Raw genomic sequence first — 25342 nt, 5'->3', positions numbered from 1 at the left:
GCGGGCGACCGGGTGATTGCGAGGGTTCGGGGCAGGTGCTGTACTCGAAGTCAGTCGGATCAGGAGGATTTGGTGACCGGAACATTTGGGGAATTGCTGCGTGAATGCCGCATCGCCGCCGGCCTGTCGCTTGGTCAGCTGGCCAAGCGCATCCACTACAGCAAGGGATATCTCAGCAAGATCGAAAACGGGGTGAAACAGCCCCACGATTCGATGGCCCGGCTCTGTGACGGGGAGCTCGGCGCGGGCGGCGCGCTGCTGGTGGCGGCGCGGGCGGCGAGGGAGAGCGCGGTGACTCTTGACCGCCGCCAGGTGCTGGTGGCCGGCACCGTGCTCGGCGTGACGCTCGCGGGCGGGCCGCGGCCGGTGCCGGACGAACGGGTGGTCATCGGGATCCGGACCACCTTCGAGCACCTGAGGCGCCTCGGCATGCAGACCAGCCCGGTGGTGGTATTGGAATCGCTGACAGCGCAGGTGCAGATGCTCGGCGCGTTGGCCGGGGAGAACCCGGAGCCGACCAGGTCGCGCCTGTTGCTGCTGGCCGCACGGATCGCCGAGTACACCGGGTGGATGCAGCAGGAAGCCGGGGACGACCGGCGCGCGCTGTCCTGGACGAGGAAAGCCGCGGAACTGGCCGTCGCAGGCGGGGACCACGAGATCGTCAGCTACGCCTTCGTGCGGGAAGCCGGGCTCGCGCTCTACCGGCACGATCCGATCGCCACGATCGAACTGGCGCGCCGGGCCCAGCAGGCGGGACCGGCCGGTTCGCGCACCCTCGCCCTGGCCGCACGGCGGGAGGCACAGGGCCACGCCCTGGCCGGCGATCACAGCGAGTACGAACGCGCGCTGGACGAGGCCCTGTTTCACTTCGACGCCGCGGGCGCGGACCCGTCGGCGTACCCGGTGCTCGGCTCCACGGCCCCCGACCCGATCGGGCTGGCCCAGGGCTGGTCGTTGTGCGACCTCGGCCGTCCCGGCGAAGCGGCCGAACTCCTGGACCGGGAGCTGACCCGGCTTCCCGCGGACTCGCGGCGCACGCGGGCGCGTTTCGGCGTACGCAGGTCGCTGGCCTACGCCCTGGCGGGCGAGGTCGATCAGAGCTGCCAAACCCTGACCGAAACACTGGAGGACGCGGCCCACGTCGATTCGGCGACGATCCGGCTCGACCTGCGGGAACTGGCCAGGAACATCGGCCGGTGGCATAACCACGCCTCGGTCCGCGAGGTCTACCCGGAACTGCGGCGCGTGCTGTACCAGCGAGTCTGAAGCTCAGCCCACCCCGTCGCGGCAGCCGCAGGTCAGTTCCGCCCGTTCGGCCCGCACCTGGTCGGCCTCGGGCAGTTCCAGCGCGGTGAACTCCTTTTCGGCCGCCTCCCAGTTCGAGACGGCGTCCCCATGCCGGCCCAGCCGGTGCAAGGTCTGCGCGACACCCCGATCGGCGTGAGCCCGATGGTCCCGGTTCCCTGACGTGGCCGCCAGCTCCAGTGCGGCCTTGTAGAGGCGCAACGCCTCGACGTGGTCGCCCTTGGCCTGCGCGGTCGCCGCGCGGTCGCGGAGGAGCCGGGTGCGGAGGTCCGCGTCGAAGATCCCGGCCGCGATGCCGGCGGCTTTTTGCTGGTAGCGCTCGGCTTCGGGGATCCGGCCCGCCGACCGGTGCACATTGCCGATGTTGGACAGCGCGTAGGCCATGACGCACGCGTCACCCGCTTCGGCGGCGAGGTGGTGCGCCTCCCGGTGGTCGGCCAGCGCCTCGCTCGGGAAGCCGAGGCGCTGCCGGACCGAGCCGAGGTTGTTCAACACGTGCGCCACCCCCAGCATGTGCTGGGTTTGGCGCAGGATCGACACCGCGGCGCGGTGCTGGCGCAGCGCGACGTCCAGCTTGCCGTGCAGCTCGTTGAGGTAGCCCAGATTGCTGAGCGCGTGTGCCTGGCCGCGCAGATCGCCGACTTCCTCGTACTTCTCCAGCGCCGCCTCGAAGTGGGTGATCGCTTCGGCGTGCCTGCCGAGCTCCATGGTCGGGATGGCGATGGCGCACAACGTGGTGGCCTCGCCCCTGGCGTCGCCCAGCCGCACCCAGCAGGACAGCGCCCGTCGCGCCAGCTCCAGGGCCTCGGCCAGCTCGCCGCGGCGATTGTGCACGGTGGCCAGCCTGAGCAGCACGTGTGCCTGACCGACCGTGTTGTCTTCGTCCGCGGTCACCAGCCGCCGGGCCAATTCCATCGTCTCGGCCCAGTCGTCGAACTGGCTCGTCGTGTGGAAGTAGCGCCAGATGAGCACCGCCAGCCGCCAGGCGTGCTCGGGCAAGTCGTGCGTGGCGGCGTAGTGGATGGCAGCCACCAGGTTGTCCCGCTCGGCGCTGATCCACGCCGTCGCGGCGTCGGCGGTCTCGAAGGCCCGGGCCACCGGCGACGTGCGGGTCACCGAGGGCAGGCGGGCGCGCTCGAACGGATAGGCAGTCCCCGCCGCGGCCGCCAGGGTGACCAGGTAGAAGTCGAGCAGCCGGAGCACGGCACCGGTGTGCTCGCCGGGCTCGGCCGCGGCGAACTCCTTGAGCGGGTCCAGCATCTGGTACCGCTCCGGCGTGAGCTCCTCGACCAGGCAGACCTCGTGCAGTTCGTCGAGCACCAGCCGGGCGTGGGTGAAAGCGTTGGCCACCAGTGCCGCGGCTCCCGCCACAGTGACGTGCGGCCCCGGTGTGTGCCCGAGCAGGCGGAACATCTCCTGCTGGTACTCGCTCAGCTGCTGGTAGGAAACCCGGACGGCAGCGGCGCCTGCGTCGGTGCCGGTGTCGGCGTGCCAGGGCCCGCTTTCGGCCAGCAACCGGAGCAAATGCTCCAGGGGCCACCGGTCGTGACGACGGAACAACGCGGCGGAGACGCGGATCGGCATCGGCAGGTGACCACATCGCTTGACCACTTCGGCCACCTCGGGGGCACGGCCGGTGACCCGTAGCGGCCCGGTCAGCGTGCAGAACAAGGCGGCGGCGTCGTCCGGTGGCATAGGGGCCAGCCGCACCTGCTGCCCGGTGTCCGGCTCGCCCACCCGCCTGCTCGTCACGATCGCGAAGCAGTCCGGAGCATCCGGGAGCAGGGCGCGGACCTGCTCGGCGGATTTTGCGTTGTCCAGCAGGATCAATGTCCGGGTGCCGTACAACTCGTTGTGGTACATCGTGATCTTGCGCCCCGGTGAGCCGGGGACCTGCTCGGCGGGTACCCCGAGCTCGATCAGGAGCTGCGTGAGCGCGTCGCCCATGGTCATCGCGGCGACGTTCGGGGTGAACCCGTTCAGCCGTAACAGCAACTGCCCGTCGGGGAATCGCTCCCGCAGCCGGTGCGCGGCTTCCACGGCCAGACCGGTCTTGCCCACCCCCGGTGCGCCGCTGACCCACACGGCTTTCTCGCCGGTACCCGCCACCGTGGCGATCAGATCGAGTTCGTTTTCGCGGCCGGTGAAACCACCGGGCCGGGACGGCAGCGAACTGGCGGGTTCACCGCGTTCGGCCCGGGCGGCGATGTTGCGCAGCCTCTGCTCCGGCTCGAGGCCGAGTTCGGCGAGCGCGTCGCGGGTGCTGTGGAACACCCGGATCGCCTCCACACGATCGCCGTTGGCGAGCAGTGCGCGCATCAGCAACTCGGCGTGGCGCTGCCGGTCCGGTTCCTTGCCTACGATACGGCGCAACCGGTCACGCGCCGATCGATGGTCACCAGCGACCAGTTCCAGTTCGGCGAGATCGCCGACGGTGTCGAAATAGCTGTCGGCAGGTGAGAGCACGTCCGTGCCACCCACCCGGTCGATGTCGATGTCCTCGAGGAAGCGCCCGCGCCACAGGTCGACCGCGGCGCGGAGCAGCTCGATCTGACGGCGTGGCTCCTGCTCCTGAAGGGCCTGTTCGCGCCACTGGTCGAAGCGGTGGAGGTCGATCTGTTCCGGGGAAACCCGCAGCAGGTAGCCGGTCACGGTGGTGTCGATTGCGACGTCGCCGGCCAGTTCGAATGCCTTGCGTAACTTGCTGATATAGCCGCGGACCAGGTTTCGGCGCTCGGGGTTGGCCCCCCAGACGATCTCGGTCAGCCGGTCTGCGGAAATCGGTTTGTTGGCGTGCAGCAAAAGCACGATGAGCACGAAGCGCTGCTGCGGCTTGCCCAGGTCAACCGGAGCGCCGTCGTGCCACGCCTCCAGCGGGCCCAGCATCCGAAAATCCACTCCGCCTCCCTGTTTGCGAGCTTGATGTCCATCACTATGTCGTGCAAGCGCCCGTTCGTGTGTCACCGAAAATGGCCATTTTTCGGCCTGTATGCCATCGGGCGCGGACACCCTCGTTTTCCGGGGCAGCGTGAGCGGGCGGAACGAGTGGTGGGTACCGCCGTGCGGGCTGATCCACGAAATGTCCACTTCTGGTCCACTCGCCCGTCGCAAGCTGCCGGTCATCGGAGATCGACGGGGAGGCTTGCTGATGAACACCCACGAAGAACTGGTGCGGGAACTCAAGTCGTTGCGCAAGGGCCGCGGGGTGTACGCCGGGAGGATCGGGGAGCGGATCGGCCCGACGCTGCGCGTGCTGTGCGGTGTGAAGGAGGAAGACGGTCCGGTCACCATCCGGGAGAAGCTCGTGGCACGGTTGACCGGATTGGCCGAACAGCTGCCGGAGGACATGCGCCTGGCCACCGTGGCCGCCTTCGGGCTTACCGCCGACGTGCGCATGCCGCTGTACCGGGAGCGCGTCGGCTGGGCCGCACCCCGGCTCGATCGTGACGCGCGTACGGTGCGCCGCCGGGTCGACGAGGCCATCGACCAGCTCGCGGAACTGGTGGTGACCATCCCGCCCCAGCCGGACGGGGCATGGCACACCGCGGAACTGCACGTGGTGGTGACGCTGGACCGACCGCAGCCCGAGGTGCTGGAGCAGTACCGCATCGTCGCCGACCACGATGGACTGCACGAACTCGACTTCACCTCGCCGGCGTTCGAACTGCGGGGCCCGCTCGAGGTGGACGTGCTCTATGGGGGCACTCGGCGCACCAGTGGCACGGCGCGGAGCCGCGTGTCCCTCACCCCTCCCGAGCCGCTCGCGAAAGGCGAGGCGCACGCCTTCGCCGTGAGGTACCGCTTTCCTCAGCCGCAGGTGCTGCGGTCGTACGTGGTGCGTGAACTCGAACAGTCCTGCGACCTGCTCGATCTGCGCGTGCGTTTCGCCAGGGACCGCATTCCGCACCAGGTGTGGACATTGCGCGATGTCACCGGTCCGCACGGTGGTCAAGAACAACCAGTGGACCGCGCGGGAGAAATACACCAGCGATTCAAACGACTTTTACCGGGCCGCTCCTACGGCGCGCGCTGGGAGGGTGATGAAGCGGGGAACGAATTCCACGGGCGCCGGTGTTCATGTGCGGATCGTGGCGCGCCGCGGAACACCGGGTTCACCGAAGATCCGGTCTGGAACGTGAGCTGACCGGGCAGCACCCGTCCGCCCACCCCTAGGGGCCGCGATGCGGTGGAGGGTGTCCACAGGCAGGAGCCGGTGCGATGGCTTCACCGCACGCGTGACCCACGTGCAGGTGTTCCCAGGGGCGGTCCACATCTGGTCCACATTCGGTACGCATAGCGACTCCATGCTCCTCGAAGGCGCCGTCACGGGTGCTGGAAGGAAGGCAGCGCGATGGACATCGACAAATCCCATGTGGACTCAGAAGTGCCCCGACTGGACGGTCTGGCTGAGTTGTCACCGACCTTCTCGGTGACGGTGCTTCACTGCCACCCGGACGCGGACCCGAAGGTCGCGTTCAACTCGCTCGTCAATTTCCTCCGGGCCAACCTGGAGGCGCGGGGCCGGGCACAATCGGTTCGCTGCCTCGGCGAGGTCGTGCTCGCTGAGTCCGACCAGATCGAAGGAATCGGATCGCTGTTGGAGCTGGGCGTCGATGGCCTGTACGCGTCTGCTCGTGAGCGTCGCACGATGCCGAGTTGGTCTGGAGAAATCCAACAGGTATTCGACCTCGCCAACCAGTTGACGGTCGTGGTGCGCCGGGGACCCTTCGTGGTGATACACACGCCGGTGAGCGACGAGGCGTTACGCAAGTGGTTGCAGAGGTTCAACAAGCTCTATCGGTATTTGCCGAGCGCGATCCTGCGGAGGACGCTCCAGGGTGACGGGAAGACCGTGTGGCTGCGTGGGGTCCATCGCCGCCGCGCTACCAAAGCCGACAGCAAAACCTTGGGTGGGCTGCGGATCCAGGAAGTGCTCGACGACGAGGACGCCAGCTTCGCGTTGTGCGCGGCCGCGATCGACTACGTGCCCCTGGACGAATCCGCCGTAGTGCGCGGCAGGCTGACCGTCAGCCCGGCGAAGTCGCACCTCTACTGGAAGTTCCGGGTCGATCTGCCGACATTTCTCGCCGCCGCCACCGAAACGGTCTCCCTGTTCGAGAAGTCTCTCGCGGTCGAACCGCCGGAGGAGCAGTTCTGGCAGCTGGCGGTGCCGGAGACCGAACTGGCCAACGTGTACGGCGCGTACGACGTCACGATCGCCGAACCGGATGAACTCCCCGACACGGCGGACCCGGACGGAGAACTGGCGGAACGGGCGGCGCTGTTGCGCGACTCGTTCCTCGAAGTGCGCGGGAACCCCGGGGCCCCGGCGTTCACTGCGGTTGTCGGTTGCGAGAGGGCCGAGGCCGGCTCTTTGTGGATCAAGCCGGTCGCGCGGGGAGACGGCTTCGATCTGGACGTTCGTTTCGCCGGTACGCCGTCGAACGAGGCGATGGCACGGCAGATCCGGGACGCCATCGGCAGTGGTGAATTGCTGAGGATCTACTACGAGTCTGGGCATACGTTCGGCGAGCACCAGATCAACCTGCAGAACCAGACCGCACCGCCGTTCGCCAACCTGGAGTTCAGCGATTTCGGTGCTCACCAGGTGAACCAGGAAAAGCCACTGGTGCGCGGCGATCAAGCCATCCACGACGCTATCGGACTGACCAATGACTACTCGTTGTTCGCTTGGGTCAAAGGAACCTACACCACCGGGTGGCTCGTCTGTGACGATGGCGCGGGCGAAGTCGCCGACTTCCTGCACCTCGTCGACGGCACGCTGACCGCCATCCACGTCAAGGGCGCACTGAGCACCTCGTCGACCCGACACGTTGCGGTGACGGCGTACCAGGAGGTCGTGGCACAAGCCGTGAAGAACCTGCGCTTGCTGGACAACCGGGCGCTCGTCGAACGCTTCACCACCCCGCGGATCGCACGCCCGGCGGCCTGGCTCGACGGCACCCGGCGCACGGAACTCTCGGGGTTCGTGACCGCGCTGAGGGCGCGGACCACCCTGAACAAGACCCAGGTGGTGATCGTGCAACCACATCTGCTGCGCTCTGTGCACGATGCGGCACGAAAAGCCGTTGAAGCGGGCAAGCCGACCCGCGACTCGCGCAGCCTGACACTGCTGGACGGCCTGCTCCGAAGCGCACGGAAAACCGTCATCTCGCACTGGGACGACCTGACCGTCATCGGCAGCGAGTAACCCCCCGGTCCGCGACACAGCCCGGACTTGATCCCCGTGACACCAAGGGCCTTCCAGTTCGGCTCGCGGTTCGGCTGGGTTCTGTCGACCTCGACTGGCCCCGGAGTGACAGCCCGAGGTGGACCCGCGCGAGCTCTCTTCAGATTGACGGTTGTTGGTCGAGTAGCCCGACGGGGTCGTTGCTGTAGGCAACCATCCAGCTGGGGGCGATGCGATACCAGACGTTCTCGTCCCAGAACGGGTCGTCGCTGTCGCCGTCGTAGTGGTTGACGAGGTAGTCGCGCACCGCCGGCCAAGTCGGGTCGCTGCTCGTCCCCTCGGGGTTCAACGGAACGGCGTGTCCGTGCGTGAAGATGCCGAGCTGCTCGCCGCGCATGAAGGTCGCGCTGATGCCGGGTCGCGCCGCGAGATGGCGGGCTTTGGCGGCCTGGCGGTCGGTGCCGACGATCCAGCGGCCGTGCAGGAGGTGCCCGTCGGCGCCGCTGATGCGTGGCTCACCGCGCCGGGTGACCGTGGCGATGGCCAGGGTGCACATGCCGTGGCAGACCCGGACGACCTGCTCGGCGTCCAAGGTGGTTTTACCTGGCCGGATGATCGATTTGAGGTGGCTGTTCGAATCGGCCAAAGACGTGTCGAGCAGGACTTGGAGGCTGTGAAGCTCGTCGGGAGTCTCGAACATGCGGCTAGTCAATCAGCTCCCACCGACAGTGCCGGCTCAGTGCGCAGTCGCCGACCGGCGATGCCGCGTCGACCCTGGCCGGGATATACGAGATCGTCCGCCAAGCCGGGCTGCCGCCTATCCGGCTGCACGACCTCCGGCACGGCGCCGCCACGCTCGCAGCGGCAGAGGTGACGGCCAACTCATCCCCAGGAACCCCACCCGACAGCGCGGGCTCGGATCAGACCACAATGGACAGCAAGGAAGTGGAAGAAATGCTTCCATATAACACAAACCTCACGTCATCGAAACCGAAAACGTGGGGCTTGAATGTGCGCCATCAGGGACTCGAACCCCGAACCCGCTGGTTAAGAGTCGGAACCTTGACGTGTCGGATGGTGTCGAGTGAGAGGCTGCCCAGACTTCGGTTGACATCGGAGCTGACTATTTCTCAGGCCGCTGTTGCGGTGGTGTAGATGGTCTCAAACCCGACTGGGGTGAGCTTGCCCAGCCGTCGTTGTCGGCGTTTGCGGTGGTATTTCGTCTCGATCCAGGACGCGATCGCCAACCTCTCAGCTCCTCGCGGATGCGCCAGCGCCGCGTATCAAGAATGTTCTTTTTCGGCAGGGAAAAGAACGATTCCATCGTGGCGTTGTCGCCGGCAGGTACGTCGGTGGCGGGACCGATGTGCCGGTGGAGTTCGGTCACGAACGCCTGGCAGAAGCTCATGATCCCGGTATCGCTGCGGCCGGTCGGATCGAAATCGGATCCGCCTTTACCCGCACCGATGCCGAGGCCGGTGAGGGCGTTTTTGAAGATTTTTTCGAAGGCCAGGAACTTGATTGTGCCGAGGGTGACGTCGCGGTGGAACCGCAGTCCGCCTTTGTAAGGCCCCAGGGCTGAGTTGAAGCCGACCCGGAAGCCGCGGTTGACTTGGACACGCCTGGAGTCGTCGGTCCAGACGACGCGGAACATCAGTTGCCGCTCCGGCTCGCGCAGCCGTTCAAGAATCGCCGCGTCGCGCAGTTCGGGGCTGCGGCAGCACGGGCTGGATGGCGTGGAGGACTTCGTAAACGACCTGGTGGAATTCGGTTTCGGCCGGGTTCTTCCGGACGAACGCCTCGTACAACGTGCTCGAAACGCTGTCCAGGGTCATGACTGTGCCTCCGTGTCAGGGCAGGATGGGCGGGTGGTAGGGCAAGGTTGCCGACAGCAACGTCAGCAACCCGAGCACGATCGGGAACAACACGACGAGATAGACGAACGTGTAGCCGACGATGTCGCGTGCCTTGAGGGAAAGAACCCCGAGCAAGGGCAACATCCAGAAGGGATTGATCAGATTGGGCAGAGCCTCGCTGGCGTTGTAGACCTGGACCGTCCAGCCGAGGTTCACGTGCGCGTCGTTCGCGGCCTGCATCACATACGGCGCCTCGATGATCCATTTACCGCCGCCTGAGGGGATCACGAAGCCGAGCACCACCGAATAGACGCCGATCAACAGCGGAAACGTGGTGTCGTTGCCCGCGGAGGTGAAGAGCGCGGCGAGGTGATGGGAGATCGACGTACCGGCACTGTCGGTCGCCTTGGTCATGATCGCGGCGATACCGGCGTAGAACGGGAACTGGATGAGGACACCGCCGGTCGCAGGGACCGCTTTGGTGACCGCCGAAAGGAATCGGCGCGGGCGCCAGTGCAGCAGCAGGCCGAGCGTGAGGAACAGCAGGTTGTAGGTGTTGAGGCCGGAGATCGCGACGATGGGGTCGTTGTCGGCGAACTCCTGAACGGCCCAGCCGCCGACCAGGGCGACGACGACGATCGTCAGCAGCGGGCTGTACTCGAGCCATTCGCCGGGGCGTGACCGCGGAGTGTCGTCCTCGACGGGATCACGCGGGTCGATGCCCAGATCCGCCGCGGTGCGAGCGGCCGACGCGCGAGGAGCCGTCAGGAACGCGACGATCACGCACACGACCACGACGACCGCGGCGAGCAGGAGGGACTGCCAGGTGAAGATGGTCTCTCGGAAGGGGATGACGCCGGTGACCGGGAGCAGCGATTTGGGGATACTGGCGGGGTTGGCCTGGAGTTGCGCGGCGGAGGAACTGAGACCGAGCGCCCAGCTCCCGCCGAGGCCGAGATATGCGGCGGCGGACGCGGCCCGATAGTCCATGCGCAGCTCGTGCCGTTCCGCGAGCCGCCGCACCAGAAGCGCGCTGAAGATGAGGCTGAACCCCCAGTTCAGGAGCGCCGACAGCAGGCTGACCGCGGCGACCATGGCGATGGCCGCGCGCGGGTTGCCGGGGACGCGGGCCAGCCGGGTGATGGCTTTGCGGACCGGCCCGGAGGTGGCGACGACATAACCGCCGATGGCGACCATGGCCATCTGCATGGTGAAGGGGATCAGATCCCAGAACCCGTCCCCGAACACGGTCGCGACCTTGGCGGGTGACGAACCGATCCCCATCGCGGCGACTGCGACGACCGCGACGGTGAGCAGCGCGAAGACGAGTGTGTTGGGGAACCATTTTTCGGACCAGGCCGCACTGCGGGTGGCGATGCGTGCCAGACGGCCGCGGGGCGGTTCGGTGATGAATGCTGAATCGGACGAGGTCATGCGGAGCTCCCAGGGGGTTGACCGGCCGGCTGGACACGGCTGCGATGGACGAGGGCCGCGGCCGCCAAGTCGGCCAATGCCGTTCCCACTGCCTTGAACACGGTGATCTGGTGGTCGTCCCTGCGGCCGAGTGCTTCCCGTCGGCAGAGCTGCGGGAGGGTGGCCGCGACGGCGTCGCGGGTGATGATGCCGTCGAGGAGGGGCTGGGTGAGGTCGCCGGACTCGTCGAGTGCGATCTCGCTGTCGATGTACAGCGTTCCGCGGGTCAGGCAGGTGTCGTCGGCTTCGCGCATGTCCTGGCGGAAGCTGCCGACGAGGTCGAGATGCGTGCCGGGGGTCAGCAGCTCGCCTCGGATGATCGGGCTGGTGGCGAGTGTGGCGCACGAGATCACGTCGGCCCTGGGGATCGCCGTGTCGAGGTCGTCGGCGACATGAGCGTCCACATCGGACTCCCGGAGCCTGGTGACCAGGGCGGCGGCGGCTTCGCGACGCTGGTCGTGCACGAGGACGGTGCGGATGCCGAGTACGGTCGCGTGGGCTTCGGCGGCGAGCGATCCGATATGGCCGGCGCCGACCACGAGGTGGACGCGGCTATCCGGGCGGGCGAGGTAAGAGGAGGCGAGTGCCGCGGTGGCGACCGTGCGCCGACGGGTCAGTTCGTTCCCGTCGATGACCCCGAGGTGTTCCCCGGTGTTCGCACTGGCGAGAACGTAGGCCGAGGACAACGCGGGGCGGCCCCTCGCGCTGTTTTCGGGGAAGACGTTCACCAGCTTGACTCCGAGCAGGCCACCTGAGCGCCAGGAAGGCATCAGCAGCAACGTGGAGCCCGCCGTCTTGTCGATCTGGTGGTGATGGCGCGGGGGCGTGGTGGCCCCGCGAGCAAGACCTTCGCGAAGGGCGGGAATCAGCGCGCCGAAGGGCAATGCGGCGGCGGTTTCCTCGGCGGAGACGGTGTACACGGCGGTCCTTTCTCGTTCACGCGTCGAGCACAAGGTCCGATGTCGGCACGGATTGACAGGTGAGGCAGTGGTCGTCGGGAAGATCCTCGGATGGCGTGACGAGATGCGAGACCGTCCCGTCGAGCACGGGGACCGAACAGCTCTCGCACTGGCCGACGCGACAGCCGCTCGGCATCGGGATCCCGCTCTTCTCGGCCAACTGCAGCAGCGTGCCGCTGGACTTGGCCCAGGTGATCTCACGTCCGGTACGGGCGAACGTCACGATCGCGGTGGCGTCATCGGGAATCCGTATCGGCGCGGGTCGCGCGTGGAACTTCTCGCTGAAGATGTCGAACCGCGGGACTCCCCGTGCTACGAGGCCGGCGGTCGCGTCTTCGAGCATGGTCTCGGGCCCGCACAGGTAGAAGCGCGCACGCTCGCGGATCAGTGCGGCATCGACACTTTCGGCCGAGATCCGGCCACGTGCGCCGTATCGGTCTCCGGGGGACGGCCGGCTGTAGTGGTCGATGACGCGGACTGTGGGCAGTACCGCGGTGAGCTCGGCTAGCCGTTCACGAAACGCGTGGCTCGCACCGTCCCGGTTGCCGTAGTGCAGGACGATCTCGGGCGCGGTCGTGGGCAGCTCGGCGAGGGTTTCGAGGTAGCTCAGGAACGGGGTGATGCCGATTCCGGCGGCCAGGAGCACGATCGGTCGCGGATGGCTGAGCGGGATGGCGAAACCACCGGATGGTGGTGTTACCAGCACCCTTTCACCGGGACGTAATCGCTCGTGGACAGTAGGGGAGAAGCGGCCGCCGTCGACCCGTCGTACCGCGAGCGCGTACGTGGTGTGTGCTTCCGTCGCGGCCCCGATGAGGGAATAACTACGGGTCAGGCCGGGATCATCGCGCCAGGCCACCGTTACGTGCTGCCCCGCGCGGAACGCCGGCAGCGGGTGGTCGTCGGCGGGCCGCAGTTCGACGGACATGATCTCGTCCGTTTCGAAGGCGGTGTTCTCGACCACGAATTCACGCTGGGCCGTCCAGGGCGCGACCTCGTCCGCTTGGATGTCGCAGAAAGTCGAGCGCAAGCCCACGGAGCCACTGATCGGGTCACGTGCCCCGTCGCCGATCAGCAGGTTGTAGTTGGTGCCGCCGTCGTCGAGTGGGTTCGAGCCCGGCAATGCCAGGTCGGGCGCGGGTTGCCACCAGCCGTATTCGGCGACGACGACGTCGCGGTGAAGCCCTGGGTCGACCCGCGCCCGCATCCGGATGGTGGCTCGCGAGGTCGTGATGCTGATCCATTGCCCGTCCACGATCCCGCGGTCGTGGGCGAGCTCGGTGCTCAGCTCGACGGTCGGTTCGGGAAAACGCTTCCGTAGCGAAGAAATCCCGTGGTGCTGGCTGTGGCAGAAGTAGCCGTTCTTGGCGCAGGTGAGCACGAGCGGATACCGGGGATCGGGTGCCGGCGGGTGCGCGTCCGGAACGGGTGACTGCCCGTACTCGGCGAGCCGCTCGGAGTACAGTTCGACCCGACGCGTGGGCGTGGCGAACCCTGCCACGGACCCATCCTCTGATTTCTCGGCGTATTTGCGGTGGCGGGTTCTCAGTGACAGGTCGATTCCGCCGGGCCTGCGACGGAGTTCTTCGACGGTGACGCCGAGCGGGCCGAGCTGGTGGTTCCAGCCGTCCTCGACGTGGCCGCCGAAGAAGTCGTCCTCGAATCCGAGCCGTACCGCCAGGTCGAAGACGACCTCTGTATCCGAACGCGATTCGCCGACAGGGGCGGTCATTCGTGGTCGCAGCTGGACTCGTTCCTGGGCCGCGCGAGTGATCTCGAAGCCCACCTTGATCGCCTCGTGTTCCCAAGGCGTCTGCACCGGGAGAAGAAGGTCCGCGAACCGCGAGGTGGGGTTCTCGAAAAGGTCGAGGTGAACGCCGAAGTCCAGGCTGCGCAACGCTTCCGCGGTCCGCCGTGGATCAGGTTGCGACAGCAAAAGATTTCCGCCGAACGAAACCAGCGCGCGTACCGGGTAGGGCTCACCTTCGAGGGCCGCGCGACAGAAGTCGCGTGCGTTGATCCAGCCTTGTGCCGGCGGGCCGAGCGGGAAACGGTCCAGTCCCAGAGCCTTGGCTCGTTGCGGCTCGCCGAGCTGATCGGGGGAGGTCACCGGGTTGACGGGAAGCTTGGGCAGGATCACGTTACCGCCCGGGGCATCGAAGCTGCCGGTGAGCGCGTAGAGCGTGGCGATCGCGCGCTCGGTCTGCGTGGCGTTGGCGTGTTGGCCGATGCCGGACCACGCGGCGTAAGAAACCGACCGGGCAGTGGCGAGTTCCGCGGCGAAGGCTTCGATAGCGGCCGGGTCGACCGTGGTCACGGCAGCGGTCCGGTCCAACGGCCAGGCACCGCACGCCCGGGCGTAGTGGTCGAACGCCGGCACGCAGTCCACCGGCCCGGTCCGGGTGGCCACTCGCCGACGTCCCGTCAGAGCGAAACGCTCCGGTGCGGTGGCCACCCGCGTGGTGTCGAACGGTTCGGGTCGTCCCGACAGTTCGTCCCAAACCACATGGCCGGACAGCTCGAAATCGACGTCCTTCGCCTGGAGGAATCCGCCGGTGTCGACCCGGACCAGCAGCGGTCCGTTGGTCCACGTTCGCACGAACGTCTCGTCGTGACCTCGCGTGGAGAGCAACTGCCCGGCGACTCCGAGAGCGAGGGCGCCGTCGGTCCCGGGCCGAACCCGCAGCCAATGGTCGGCCTGGAGCGCGCTCGTGGACCGTCGAGGGTCGATCACGACGAGTTTCGCCCCTCGGGCGCGTGCTTCAGCCAGCGCCGCGGATTGAGCCAACCAGGACTTCGCCGGGTTGTGGCCCCACAGGACAGCGAGATCGGTACTCGCGTAGTCCGGGACCGGCAGTCCGCTGCCGAACGTGAAGGCGTGCGCGAAGTCCTTGTGCCAGTTGCAGATCTCAGTCGAGTACAGCGTGTTCGGGCTGCCGAAGCGCCGGATGAACCGTTCCACCCAGTCGATCGAATCCGACATCGGTGTTCCGCTGGGGGAGGTCACCGAGAAGGCGACCGCCTCGGCCCCATCGCGTGCCCGGATCGTGCCCAGCCTTTCGGCTACCTCGGTCATGGCTTCCTCCCAACCGATCTCTCGCCAGCGCGGGTCGGGATCGGATTTGGGGGTGGTCCGCCGCAGAGGACTGCGCAAGCGTTCGGTGGAGTGCACGAGTTCGGGAGCCGCCCTGCCTTTGGGGCAAAGGGCGGCCCCGGTGGGGTGGGCGGGATCCGGCCGGGCACTGACGAGCAAGCCGTTGTCGACCGTGTAGACCGCACCGCACCGCGAGCGGCACAACGTGCAGTAGCCCCGCAGGTCAGACGCCTTTGCCATAAGTTACTCCTTAGTAACCGGCTACCGGTTACCGTTCACCGGTAACGAGTAAGATGCGCCAAGAGGATGCGGAAGTCAAGATCCGTGGAAGGAAGGGGGTGGGTCTTGACGGAGAACGGAACGGTTCGCCTGCAGCACACGAGCCTGCGGGACCAGGTTCTGGAGGTGGTTCGGCAGGCGATGGTGTCCGGTGAAATCCGGCCCGGTGACATCTACTCCGCGGCCGCGCTGGCGACGCGACTGGGCGTGTCCAGCAGTCCGGTGCGGGAAGCGTTGTTGACGCTGGTGAACCAGGGGCTGATGGAACCTGTGCGGAACCGGGGCTACCGGGTCGTCGCGATGGAGGAGCAAGACCTCGACGAGATCTACGAGATGCGTCAGCTCCTGGAGGTGCCGGGCACGTTGTCCGCGGCGGCGAAGACGGGTCCGGCGGACCTTGAGCGCCTCGGCGACCTGGCCGGAGAAATCGAGCGCGCCGCTCGCGAGAACGATGTCGCCGGCTTCCTTGAAGCGGACAGGCGGTTCCACCTGGCGCTTCTCTCGCTCGCGGGCAACCGCCGACTGCTGGAGAGTATCGCCAACCTGCGCGACCAGACCCGGCTGTACGGCCTGGAGAAGCTGGCGGAAAGCGGCCGGCTCACCGGAGCGGCCGGTGAACATCGGGAGATCCTTGCCGCGATCGCGGCGCGGGACTGGGACGCCTTGGAGAACCTGATGCACACCCACTTGCGGCACACCCGCGCCGACTGGGCCGCCGGGTGACGCACGTGTGGCCTGCCGAACGAAGCCGGCACGTCAACACGGCGGATCATGGTCAGGTCTTGGACGAGCAGTTCAGGCCATGTGCTCCCTAACTGTTTCGAACCCCAGACTGACGTAGGTGCGGCGCCGATCGTCGTCGACAACGTGGTCATGTGATGCTGCGTGTCGTCGTGCGGATAACTGACGGCGCCAGCCGGTCGGGCACATGAGGTGGAGAGCGGCGTACCCGTGTAGCCGGACTCGGCGGCGCTGCGGAAGCAACGGCGGAGCTGGTATTTGGAAGCGGCCCGTAAAGCTGCGACCTCACTGCGAAGCCAGGCAGACAAGAAAGAGACCAGGCGACGGAAAGGAGGCCGGAGCCGAGGCAAGAAGTCCAAGAATCAAAGAGGGTGGCGGGTACGGCCTCATTCGGCCCCACTCAAGATCAAAGCCCACCGACAAGATTCTCTTGTGGAGAAATCCTGCAGGCGGGCTTTGATTTCTTACTGTGCGCCATCAGGGACTCGAACCCCGAACCCGCTGGTTAAGAGTCGGCACCTGGGCGTGTCGGATGGCGCCGAGTGATGCCGGACAAGACCATTTCGTCTGGTCGTGGCGTGCCTGCGGTGTCGTGGTGTGCCGCCTGGTGTCGGTCTGTTTCGGACTTCTCGGGCTCGTCTCGGGCTCGCACGTGTCGGATTCTGTCGCGTAGTAGTTCGACCACGTCGAGGTACATCCTCGTGAGAGCCGTGTGCGGTAGTTGTCCGACGCGGTAACGGGTCTCATGCTCTGCTCGGGCGCACCAGTCGAGCCGCGATCCTGCGGTGTCTGCGCGACATCTGCGAGCGCCTGTACGCAGTTGTAGCGTCCGGTGGGGCAGAATTGGGCCGGTGCTGGTTATATGCGCCACGAAGAAGCTGCTGAGTCTGGTCGGCCCGTCTACTGTGCCGGATCGAGAACGTGGCACGACGTTATTGGGTCGGTGGTATGCGACTGTTCTGTTCTGGCGGCCACGGGTTGTGCTGCTGGTCAACGAGGCGACGTTGCTGCCGGTGCTGATGCCGCTTGCGCCCGCGTCGACGTTGGCCGACAGGATCGCTGATCAAGTTAGTACTGTGCTGGCCGCACATGATGTGCCTGAGGCGGTCGTCAACCAGGAGCAGCAGCACATGCGGACCGTCGAATGGGGTGTAACCGCGAATCGGAGCGTTGTAGGTGTGATGACCGAGTTCGCGCGTCTCGCCGAGATTGACCGCGCCGCCGATCCCGCAGTGGACCTGGTCGCGCTCGCCGTCCGGTTGAGCAGGACTCCGTGCGGACCGCTGTACGGCAGAAACGTGAGTCCCGAGCGTGAGTTGGCAGTCGCTGTGACTGCGATCGCACCTGATGTGCGCGCATGATCGCGGCAGACTTCAAAAGCCTTACTTCAGAGGAGATAGGTGGCGACGTCGGTGAGCGCGTCGAGGGTGATGTTGTCGACGTGGCGGTCTCTTGGTCCTCGGCGGTGGACTGATCGTTTACGGTGTCGATGAGGAGCAGAAGAGGGCAAAAAACTCCCAAGGTAGACGTCGGCGAAGCGGACGAGACCTACGAGCGCAGCTATCGCGACGTCGCTGTCCGGAGTATTCACCTGTCGGTGTTCGGGCTTGGCTTCTACCTGCTCGGCGAGGAACCGGAACGCGCGCTCGCGGTCGTGGTGCCGCCAAGTGTCGACGTACCGCACCTCATCTACCGCAACCGACTACTTCGGCGCGCCGATCCGCAACAACGTCGACACTGGTGGATGCGCGAACCGCTGGAGCGCGGCGTGGACGCGCTTTAGCGAGATCGGTGCAAACGAAGTCAAGGGGCGATCCTAAGTGCACGGTTGCCATCGCTCCTGGAGATGTAAGGTCCAGGGGTGGATGGTTACGACCTCGGCCGCTTGACGGACTTCGATTTCGAGGAGCTCTGCAAGGACCTTTTCGAGGTCGTCCTCGGTCGCCCGCTCGAAGTCTTCGCCCCTGGCCGTGATGGCGGGATTGACCTCCGCTACATCGGCCCAGCCTCTGAGGGCAAGACGGTCATCCAGTGCAAGCACTGGATGAAGTCGGGACGAGATGCCCTAGTCAGGCACCTCCGGAAGGTCGAGCGCCCCAAAGTCGAACGCCTCGCGCCGAGTCGTTACCTCGTCGCCACGACGGTGGAACTTACCGTCGGCGCGAAGGACGAGATCGCCGAGATCTTCTCCGGTTTCGTGCAGTCCCCTGGAGACATCTACGGTGCGCACGAGATCGTCGGTCTGCTTCGGAAGCATCCGGAGATCGTGCGCCGCCACACTCGGCTCTGGCTCGCCAGCACCGCCGTTCTCGGTTCGCTGCTGAACCGGGACATTCTCCTCCGGTCCCGGGCGCTCGCGCTTGACATCGATGAGAGCCTGCGGCGCTTTGCTCCCCATCCTGGCCGGGACCATGCCCGCCGGTTGCTCGATGGACAGCACAGCTGTCTGATCGTGGGCCCTCCCGGCGCTGGCAAGACCACTTTGGCTCACGTCCTCCTCGCGGACTACCAGGCTGAAGGTTTCACGATCATTGAAGCCACGAACCGGCTGGACGACGTCCATCGCATGTGGGATGACGAGGAAAGGCAGATCTTCTTCGTCGACGACTTCGTCGGCCAGACGACGCTGGACGAAGGCGCAGCCCGGCTGGCGAACCAAGAGCTGCCGCGGTTGCTGCGCATGGTGAAGAGCTCGACGACCAAGCGCCTGGTCCTCACCTGCCGAAACTATCTTGTCCAGCAAGTGCGAGAACACCACGAGCGCTTGGACGCCCGCGGCCTCGACCCTTATGAATGCACTATTGACGCGGCGGCCTTGACGGCCGACATCCGGGCGGAGATCTTCTACAACCACGTCTATTTCTCCGGCCTGAAGCCGGGGGAGCGTGCTCAGTTGGCGGCGCCGGCCGCCTACTGGCCGATCGTTCGCCACCGTAACTACAGCCCGCGGCTCTTGGAACACGCGATCGCTGAGGTCGTCGAGCTCTCGCCAGGCGAATCGGGGAACGTCGCGGCTGCCATTCTCTTGAACTTCGAAAACCCGGCCCACCTGTGGGAAAGACTGGTTGAAGAGGTACTCGACGCGGATGCGCTGGCCCTAGTGCTCACGCTCTACACGGCCAACCGCTCCGCAGACCATGACCGACTACGCGACGCCTGGCGAGCGCACGTCGGACTGGGTGCGACTTCCGACACCGACCGCCGGTTCCGTCGGTCACTGCGCCGTCTTGAACCTGTCATCGCGAAGTTCGGCGGAGACCGGGGCGGCCGGGTCGAGTTCAGCAACCCTTCGATCGTCGACTTCCTCCACGGTCATTTGACCAGGCACCCGGAGCTCATCGGGACACTGTGCGATTCGGCGGTGTACCTCGACCAACTCCTCACCGTTTGGACGGCGGCCACCCAAGTGAACCGGCCTGCTCTACGCACCGCGGTCGTCGACCGGGTCCGTCGGTTTCAGGATGCGATCGCCCAGATCCCGGAACCAGGAGAACTCCTCGGCGAGGACCGCAACGACCACGCGGCGGCCGAAGTGGCGTTCATAATCGCGCTCGGTAAAACCGGTGCGTCGGTCGAGCTTGCGTCGATCGGTGATGTGTTCCTCGCGGCGCTTGGGCACGACTCGCATACCAGCGCCAGCACGCTCTACGAGCTGACGATCGACGTCGCGGTGTCATCCGTGCCGGAATGGCGTAGCCATGCGAGGAGGCTCGCGGAATGGACCTACTCGACGGCGATGGCCGAAATCTATGAGTGGGAGGATCTCCAGTGGCTGTTGGCGATTTTGGACGACCTGCTGCCGTTGAGTCCCGAGCTGATGGAGATGGCGGAGGGCGAGGTCGAAGATCGGAAGCGCGAACTGGCGATCGAAGAACTGGAGAAGTGGTCTGATCCGGACCACTATGCTGACGTCGCAGAGGAGTCACTGTACGAGATCTTGGACTATCTGGAGACGGAGAACCATGGTCTGGTGGAGGAGTACGACCGCGCCCGGAAGTACGTTGACCGGGACCCGGAACCCTTCCGCGTCCCGCCCGGGCAATTGACTTTGACTTCGGCTCTTGTGGATCAACCTGGACGGACTGACTCGATGTTCTCGACGTTTCGGGAAGATTGAGCGCGTCGACATCGTTCTTCGACCTCCCGACGTTGGCCGACGACTAGTCATGGGGTGTCGAGTGATGCCGAACGAGACCTTTTCGTCTGGTCGCGGGGCAGCCACTGTGTCGAAGTGTGTCGCCTGGTGTCGGACTGTTTCGGCCCTCTCGGGCGCGTCTCGGGCTCGCGGATGTCGAGTTCTGCCGCTTGCTCCAGCCATTTGGAGAGCCGCGTTGCCGGGTGGCGGGGTGATGACTGTGGGGGCCGGCGCGATCTGGGTGTGTCCGCTGTGAGCCAAAGGTCGGGACCGAGGTAGGGCTGACGTTTTCCTCGGGTTCGGCAAGGTATTTGCGCTCGCTCCCGGTCAAGTCAGGCGACTTGCAGGCTATTTTGCAACTGTACGCAACGTCGCTGGGCAGGCAGGGGTGGGTAGCGGCTTGGCGCCATGGTTCGAGCGTCCATGACGCGTTGTGAGGCTCTTTGAAGGTGGCCCTCGACGGGCTCGCTACCGAGGAATGAAACACGGGCGACGTGTCACTAGTGCTAAGGGCTGCGGTTCGAACCGCTATCAGGATCAGTCGGTGTCGCTTGTGCGTACACAGGTCGGCGGAACAGCGCAGAAGGCGCGCGCATCCGGTGAGTCGCAGGGCCGCGGATGACCGCGACGCCAACCCGGCGGAGGTGGCAGTTCCGGTCACGGCCAGTATCCAGATTGTGGGCCAGCGGTCACTGCGTGGAGTTGTTGAACATCCGGCGCGCGTGTTCGAGTTCATTGCCTGTAAGGCATGGATCGCCAATCACGGACAGGAGTGATGTGTCCCAGTCGCGTAGGCCGTCGTGGCGAGGGGTGAGCAGCACTCCGACCGACAAGAAGTGTGTAGGTGTGCCTAACCGTTCCCAGAGTTCGTGATGGCGGAGCAGCATCCAATACTTGAAGTTGCTTGATGTGGCTTCGTCGTACTTTGAGCACACGGCGAAGCCAAGTTGCGGGCCGTCGGTTGAGCGGAAGATTCGTGAGCGCCATGCGATGGTGCCTTCGTTGACGTTAGCTATCGCCGCAAGGCTGTCGAGGAGGTAGCGGCCGAGGTCTGTTCGGTGGCCGACGGGAAGGCTGTCGATGGACGCGAGGATGGTGATCCGGTTGTGCTCCGGTTTGTCGTGTAGGGGACTGTGGGCGATGTCTTCGCAGATGATGCGGACGAGGCCGTGAGCCTCGTCGTCATCACTGCCCGCGGGGGCGGTGGGCAGGAGTGATGCGGACACATGGGAGCCGATTGGGCCCAGGTGTGGCGCGGGTGGGCCTGGCGTTGCGGCGGCGTCGTCTGCGGCGAGTTCATAGTACCGGGCGGGTTCGCCGCCGAGATGTGTCGTGGAAGTCTCGACTCGCGCGAGGTACTCGAGGACGGCGCGGGTGGAGCGCAGGTGTTGGAACAGGAACTCCCAGTCGCGCCGGATCAGGACGACTATGGGAATCCGCTGAGAGGGAAAGCTGATCTGATAATCGGCTGGTGGCGTGGGGTGGTCGATGATGACGACGCCGGTCCAGGTGACAAGTGAGCCGTCGAGGTCGATGGGGCGCCCGCGGCCGTTGGTCATTGTTACGGTAGCCGTGGCTAGTTCACGGACAGTGCCGCCGACCTGCCGTGCAGCCGCGGCGATCTTCTTGTCGAGCCAGGTCCGTTCCTTGGCGGATGTGCCAGGTTCGGCGTCGCGGCTCTTGACCTGCGTTACGAGCCCACGATCGCCGACCACGATCAGGCCGTCGCTGATCTCACGCACGCCTCGGCCCTTGCGCTTGGTCGTGGGAGACAGGATGAAGTCGGGCAAGCCCCAGGTGGCGGCCGCATTTCGAGCGGCGCGTTCGGCAGCGTAGCCGCGAGCTGCGTATGGGCTGAGTTCGGTGGCGTCAGGGATTGTCCGCTCGAATATGCCTTGATCTGTTCTCACGAGGAATGTTGACATTCGGTCGTCGGTGACGATGCCGATCCCGGAGTCCGACTGGGCGAGGTCACTGAGTTCCTGCTCGGTCCACGCACGGGCTGATCGGCCGGCCTCGATCCAGGCAGAAAGATTGTCTGCAGCTGGGAAGATGGCTTGAGCGACGGGGATATCGTCCGTTACCTGCTCGAATACGGTGATGACCGCCGTCACTGTCCTGATGACCTCGTTGAGGGTCGCATCCAACGAATTCGGACTACCGTCGGTGCCCGGCGGAGTGCTAGGGAACGAGATGTCGATGACACTGTTGGGGTTGACCGAGAACGGTGCACCCTTGGTATAGCCGGACAGCGTGAAACGCGCGAGTACCTTGTCAGGGGCCACCTCGCCGGGTGTGCCCGTCTCGATTCGTGCGACAGTCAGAGGTTTTTCCAGGAATAACTCCGGCTCACTCGGGGTCGCCCAGGCTCCGATCTGTCTGCCGTCGTGCAGGAGCTCTGTCCAAAGCATGAGGCCCTTGAGCCCGGTGCGCAGCGCGAGAACGACCGAGGAGTCTTCGTCATCCCAGAACGGCTGGCATCGGATCACAAAGTTCGCCAACTCATTCGGTATACCGTCCAGGCAGTTCTCCTGCAGTAAGGAACTGAGGCCCTCTGCAGAGTCTGCCATGGGGAAGAAGCGGGGGTTCTCTGGCCTGCGGACACGCCGGACAGCTGAGTACATCGATAACGCTTGAGATACGAGCGAGTCGAGTGCGGCCCAAAGTTCGTCGACACAGGATTGGAACTTCTTGGTCAGGCCGGCTTGTGCGTCATCCGGCCACTTTGCCGTGACGCTGACCTTGCCGCTGCCGTCTTCATCGGTCGTCACGGACAGATCGAAGAGGTGATCGGCGAGGAGCCGTGCCCATGTGTCAATCATGGATCTGCGTGCAGCCTTCGCGCTCTCGAGGTGGTCGACTGCTGCAGGGTAGTGTTCGCCAATCATCACTTCGGTCTCAGTAAAAGTCGGTTTACTTCAAGTTGAGTCATTTCAGCTTGACACAGAAATCTGAGTTCTCTTGATTGCCTTGTAAAAGTAGAAGGCAACGCCAGGGTCCATGCCGAACGGAAGCCAGTTCTTCCCCGGTAGGTTGGGCAAAGGGTGGCCGTCTTCGAGCACGTTGAATCCATGCGATGTGTAGAATTGTCGAAGCGCTACAGTGTCGAGGTCGGTTGTCACATTGCCAAACCATACGCGGGCCCCACGTTCGCGAAGAACTGTCTCCATGTGGTTCAGCATGGCACCTCCGATGCCTTGACCGCGCATCTCGGGTTCGTCGGCCATTAGGTCGAGCTCGCTATGCTTATCCAGCACGGTGCGGTAGTCGCGGTCATCGGGTAATAGAACCTTCGAAGACGGCATGGGGCGGAGCATGCTTGTGCCGGCCGCCAGTTGAGTCCTGCAACTCAAGGCCGCGCCCAGGAGGCGACCGGAATCCGATGAACGGTATTGCACCACGAGCGGGGCGTACATAGCATCGGCGTCAGTCATCGGGACTGCTGCGGGTGCGATGTCGTCGAACACGCGGTGGAACAGGGCTAGAACGTCCGCGCGTTCTGCGTCTGAGTCGGCGTGCTTGATCATGGACGTCTTGTCGCCTCGAAGTTCGTTCTTGTTACTGGGTGCGTGAGCCGTTACTTGATCGTGTCATGATCGTGGTGATTTCACGGCTGTCTGCCGGGCGTGACGTGGATGCGGCAACGTGCGAGCTGTGTTTAGAGAGCCGTAAGCTGGCCGCTTGGTTCGCTGACCAGTTCGGATCGGCGGTCGGGATCTGTCGTGATCGGAGCTAGCGCGTTATGAATCGTTGGCCGAACAATGAATGTCTTGCCGGTCCAGTCGATGGCTCGTCGGTTCAGGTTAGGAGTGGCAATCCAGCCAGGATGCTTCCCCCGACCGCCCACGCCGTCTCAAACATAACGGACACAAACTTGCGGATTCTATTAATCATAGAGCCTCCTTCGCTTCGCTTCGTAAGACCATCTGGCTGGGTGCTGCCTAGGGCCAGGCTTGCGGATCTAACAACCACGAGAACGACGAAGGCGAGGAGGAAGCAGAGCCATGTCGGAATCGAACCGAACACTCCAACCCCTAGCCTCAACCTACGAGCGAACGAATCTTCGCATAGACACTCGTTCTCGGCAAGTATCTTTCCTGGTGGCGAAGGTGAGTTCGTTGTGTTCGGGCACCTAAAATGGCGAGTGGTAAGTCGACAAATTTCGGCTCGGGCAGTCGGGATTCGTGTGAGTTTTGGTCAAGCTAGCGGCTTGCGGGTGACTTTCAAACTGTACGAAGCGTCGCTGGATAGGATGCGGTGACGAGCAGGGTGGGTAGTCGCTAGGCACGCCCGCCGACCATCCGTAACTTGGCAGTTGAGAAGACGCAGGTCTGTTGTACGAGCCGTAGCTGGTAGCAGGTGCACTATTTGGCGTGGCAGTTGTGGGTGATGCTGGCTACAGCTCGCCGGTGTTTCGGGTTTCCGGAGGCTGTTCGAGGTTTTGCTGCCGCTTCCGCTGCTCTGATTTGAGTCGGTGTACTTCTTCTACGAACTCTTTGAGTGCGATTTCCTCTGTGTCGCAGTACTTGTAGCGTCCAACGCCGACTTCAAAAGCCTCCCATTCATGTTCGATCGCGTCAGCTGTTTGCTGCAAGTAGAAGCTCCGCTCCTTGTACTTGTAGTAGCCCATGAAGCCGCTTGAGATACCGACAGCTAGCGTCACGCCAAGAACAATCCAGCGTACCGGTCCGCCTGAAGATGAGACGCCAGAAGCAGCCGTGGCGGAGATCGAACCGATGATGAGAATGCCTTGGAGGATGTTGTTCACATGACGATACCTCTTGCTATCGCCACGGAGTCGCTCGATCTCGGTATAGGCCTCGTCCTTGTAGATGAGCCGTCGCGTGTTCTGGTCGAACGTTCCATCTGCAACCTGGAGCTTTCGGGCGTCGCGCTTGGTTGCAATTAAGAGTTCGATCTCCCCCTCGGACCTTCGCCGTACGACTGTCTTACCTAGTCGATCGGTTCTTTCGGACGGGACATTTTTGGGTCCGCCCCCGGGATGGCGTGTCAAGTGATAGGCGGCTATGCCGAACGTGATCGCAATGATAAAACCTGGGACGCCCACTGCAATCAGTGCGTAGCGGTCAAGCCAGGGTAGCCAGAGTAGGGCATAAAGTACAAGAAAGAGCGCTGGTCCGAGTGCGTAGGACGCGATCGAAAGCCTTCGTCGACGCTTGGCGACAACCGCCCAGTGCTCGTACTCGCGGATTTCGGCGTTGAGGCCTAGTAATTTTGCGTTTGCAGCAAGCGCTGCGGCTTTTTCCGCCTGTGTCTGGGTGGCTGCGGTCATTGAAGCGGGTTCGCGGC

Annotated in this window: 15 protein-coding genes and 2 pseudogenes; 7 read left to right on the top strand and 10 right to left on the bottom strand. The window is 65.0% G+C overall.

Annotated features, from left to right (window positions below; genetic code table 11):
* Nucleotides 1–72: 72 nt before the first annotated feature.
* Nucleotides 73–1266, top strand: coding sequence for a helix-turn-helix domain-containing protein (locus ACLJRM_RS40325; RefSeq protein ID WP_410666052.1), 1194 nt, complete (start codon nucleotides 73–75; stop codon nucleotides 1264–1266).
* A 3-nt stretch (nucleotides 1267–1269) separates the two neighbouring features.
* On the opposite strand, the gene ACLJRM_RS40320 is transcribed toward ACLJRM_RS40325, so the two are convergent.
* Complete coding sequence (locus ACLJRM_RS40320; RefSeq protein ID WP_410666051.1) at nucleotides 1270–4203, bottom strand: tetratricopeptide repeat protein; 2934 nt, start codon at nucleotides 4201–4203, stop codon at nucleotides 1270–1272.
* Between the two features lie 250 nt (nucleotides 4204–4453).
* On the opposite strand from ACLJRM_RS40320, the gene ACLJRM_RS40315 reads away from it, so the two are divergent.
* Together ACLJRM_RS40315 and ACLJRM_RS40310 are read left to right on the top strand one after the other, a co-directional pair.
* Nucleotides 4454–5449, top strand: coding sequence for a hypothetical protein (locus ACLJRM_RS40315; RefSeq protein ID WP_410666050.1), 996 nt, complete (start codon nucleotides 4454–4456; stop codon nucleotides 5447–5449).
* Nucleotides 5450–5656: 207 nt separating this feature from the next.
* Nucleotides 5657–7516 carry a hypothetical protein gene (locus ACLJRM_RS40310; protein ID WP_410666049.1) on the top strand — a complete coding sequence of 620 codons (1860 nt, stop codon included), beginning with the start codon at nucleotides 5657–5659 and terminating at the stop codon, nucleotides 7514–7516.
* Nucleotides 7517–7655: 139 nt separating this feature from the next.
* Here ACLJRM_RS40310 and ACLJRM_RS40305 read toward each other — a convergent pair whose 3' ends face one another.
* The 6 genes and pseudogenes from ACLJRM_RS40305 to ACLJRM_RS40280 all read right to left on the bottom strand — a co-directional run bounded on the left by ACLJRM_RS40305 (nucleotide 7656) and on the right by ACLJRM_RS40280 (nucleotide 15117).
* Entirely contained in the window at nucleotides 7656–8195 is a 540-nt protein-coding gene (locus tag ACLJRM_RS40305) for a pyridoxamine 5'-phosphate oxidase family protein (RefSeq protein WP_410666048.1), read from the bottom strand.
* A gap of 430 nt (nucleotides 8196–8625) precedes the next feature.
* A pseudogene (locus ACLJRM_RS40300) lies at nucleotides 8626–8834 on the bottom strand (IS3 family transposase); the annotation flags it as partial.
* A pseudogene (locus ACLJRM_RS40295) lies at nucleotides 8829–9330 on the bottom strand (Glu/Leu/Phe/Val dehydrogenase dimerization domain-containing protein); the annotation flags it as partial. The pseudogenes ACLJRM_RS40300 and ACLJRM_RS40295, both read right to left, overlap by 6 nt.
* Before the next feature lie 15 nt (nucleotides 9331–9345).
* Nucleotides 9346–10785 (bottom strand): short-chain fatty acid transporter, encoded by a 1440-nt coding sequence (locus ACLJRM_RS40290; protein ID WP_101610092.1) that lies wholly within the window; start codon nucleotides 10783–10785, stop codon nucleotides 9346–9348.
* Nucleotides 10782–11744: an ornithine cyclodeaminase family protein gene (locus ACLJRM_RS40285; protein WP_101610091.1), complete on the bottom strand. Its 963-nt coding sequence runs from the start codon at nucleotides 11742–11744 to the stop codon at nucleotides 10782–10784. The genes ACLJRM_RS40290 and ACLJRM_RS40285 overlap by 4 nt, the downstream gene beginning before the upstream one ends.
* A gap of 16 nt (nucleotides 11745–11760) precedes the next feature.
* Nucleotides 11761–15117 (bottom strand): molybdopterin-dependent oxidoreductase, encoded by a 3357-nt coding sequence (locus tag ACLJRM_RS40280; protein WP_410666047.1) that lies wholly within the window; start codon nucleotides 15115–15117, stop codon nucleotides 11761–11763.
* 105 nt (nucleotides 15118–15222) lie between these two features.
* Here ACLJRM_RS40280 and ACLJRM_RS40275 point away from each other — a divergent pair, with 105 nt between their 5' ends.
* The 4 genes from ACLJRM_RS40275 to ACLJRM_RS40260 all read left to right on the top strand — a co-directional run bounded on the left by ACLJRM_RS40275 (nucleotide 15223) and on the right by ACLJRM_RS40260 (nucleotide 20014).
* Nucleotides 15223–15879, top strand: a complete 657-nt coding sequence (locus tag ACLJRM_RS40275) for a GntR family transcriptional regulator (RefSeq protein WP_101610089.1) — start codon at nucleotides 15223–15225, stop codon at nucleotides 15877–15879.
* Nucleotides 15880–16748: 869 nt separating this feature from the next.
* On the top strand, nucleotides 16749–17258 hold the full coding sequence (locus ACLJRM_RS40270) for a DUF6933 domain-containing protein (RefSeq protein WP_410666046.1): 510 nt from the start codon (nucleotides 16749–16751) through the stop codon (nucleotides 17256–17258).
* Nucleotides 17259–17386: 128 nt separating this feature from the next.
* The gene (locus tag ACLJRM_RS40265) at nucleotides 17387–17680 is read left to right on the top strand and encodes a hypothetical protein (RefSeq protein ID WP_410666045.1); all 294 of its coding nucleotides are present in this window, start codon (nucleotides 17387–17389) and stop codon (nucleotides 17678–17680) included.
* A gap of 78 nt (nucleotides 17681–17758) precedes the next feature.
* On the top strand, nucleotides 17759–20014 hold the full coding sequence (locus ACLJRM_RS40260; RefSeq protein WP_410666044.1) for a restriction endonuclease: 2256 nt from the start codon (nucleotides 17759–17761) through the stop codon (nucleotides 20012–20014).
* A gap of 707 nt (nucleotides 20015–20721) precedes the next feature.
* Here the strand turns inward: ACLJRM_RS40260 and ACLJRM_RS40255 are convergent.
* From ACLJRM_RS40255 to ACLJRM_RS40245, 3 genes are all read right to left on the bottom strand, one after another.
* Nucleotides 20722–22803, bottom strand: a complete 2082-nt coding sequence (locus ACLJRM_RS40255; protein ID WP_410666043.1) for a hypothetical protein — start codon at nucleotides 22801–22803, stop codon at nucleotides 20722–20724.
* Between the two features lie 162 nt (nucleotides 22804–22965).
* On the bottom strand, nucleotides 22966–23559 hold the full coding sequence (locus tag ACLJRM_RS40250) for a GNAT family N-acetyltransferase (RefSeq protein ID WP_410666042.1): 594 nt from the start codon (nucleotides 23557–23559) through the stop codon (nucleotides 22966–22968).
* A gap of 869 nt (nucleotides 23560–24428) precedes the next feature.
* Nucleotides 24429–25325, bottom strand: coding sequence for a DUF4231 domain-containing protein (locus ACLJRM_RS40245; protein ID WP_410666041.1), 897 nt, complete (start codon nucleotides 25323–25325; stop codon nucleotides 24429–24431).
* Between the last annotated feature and the right edge of the window lie 17 nt (nucleotides 25326–25342).

This window comes from Amycolatopsis sp. lyj-84 (genome assembly GCF_046549075.1).
Lineage (GTDB): Bacteria > Actinomycetota > Actinomycetes > Mycobacteriales > Pseudonocardiaceae > Amycolatopsis.
Note: the sequence above shows the minus strand (reverse complement) of the source record. Positions and strands in the feature narration are given on the sequence as shown.

Excerpts from the sequence above, each read along its gene's own strand:
- ACLJRM_RS40315 (WP_410666050.1), top strand. The coding sequence starts at position 4,454 with ATGAACACCCACGAAGAACTGGTGCGGGAACTCAAGTCGTTGCGCAAG.
- ACLJRM_RS40310 (WP_410666049.1), top strand. The coding sequence starts at position 5,657 with ATGGACATCGACAAATCCCATGTGGACTCAGAAGTGCCCCGACTGGAC.
- ACLJRM_RS40305 (WP_410666048.1), bottom strand. The coding sequence starts at position 8,195 with ATGTTCGAGACTCCCGACGAGCTTCACAGCCTCCAAGTCCTGCTCGAC.
- ACLJRM_RS40290 (WP_101610092.1), bottom strand. The coding sequence starts at position 10,785 with ATGACCTCGTCCGATTCAGCATTCATCACCGAACCGCCCCGCGGCCGT.
- ACLJRM_RS40280 (WP_410666047.1), bottom strand. The coding sequence starts at position 15,117 with ATGGCAAAGGCGTCTGACCTGCGGGGCTACTGCACGTTGTGCCGCTCG.
- ACLJRM_RS40265 (WP_410666045.1), top strand. The coding sequence starts at position 17,387 with ATGAGGAGCAGAAGAGGGCAAAAAACTCCCAAGGTAGACGTCGGCGAA.
- ACLJRM_RS40250 (WP_410666042.1), bottom strand. The coding sequence starts at position 23,559 with ATGATCAAGCACGCCGACTCAGACGCAGAACGCGCGGACGTTCTAGCC.
- ACLJRM_RS40245 (WP_410666041.1), bottom strand. The coding sequence starts at position 25,325 with ATGACCGCAGCCACCCAGACACAGGCGGAAAAAGCCGCAGCGCTTGCT.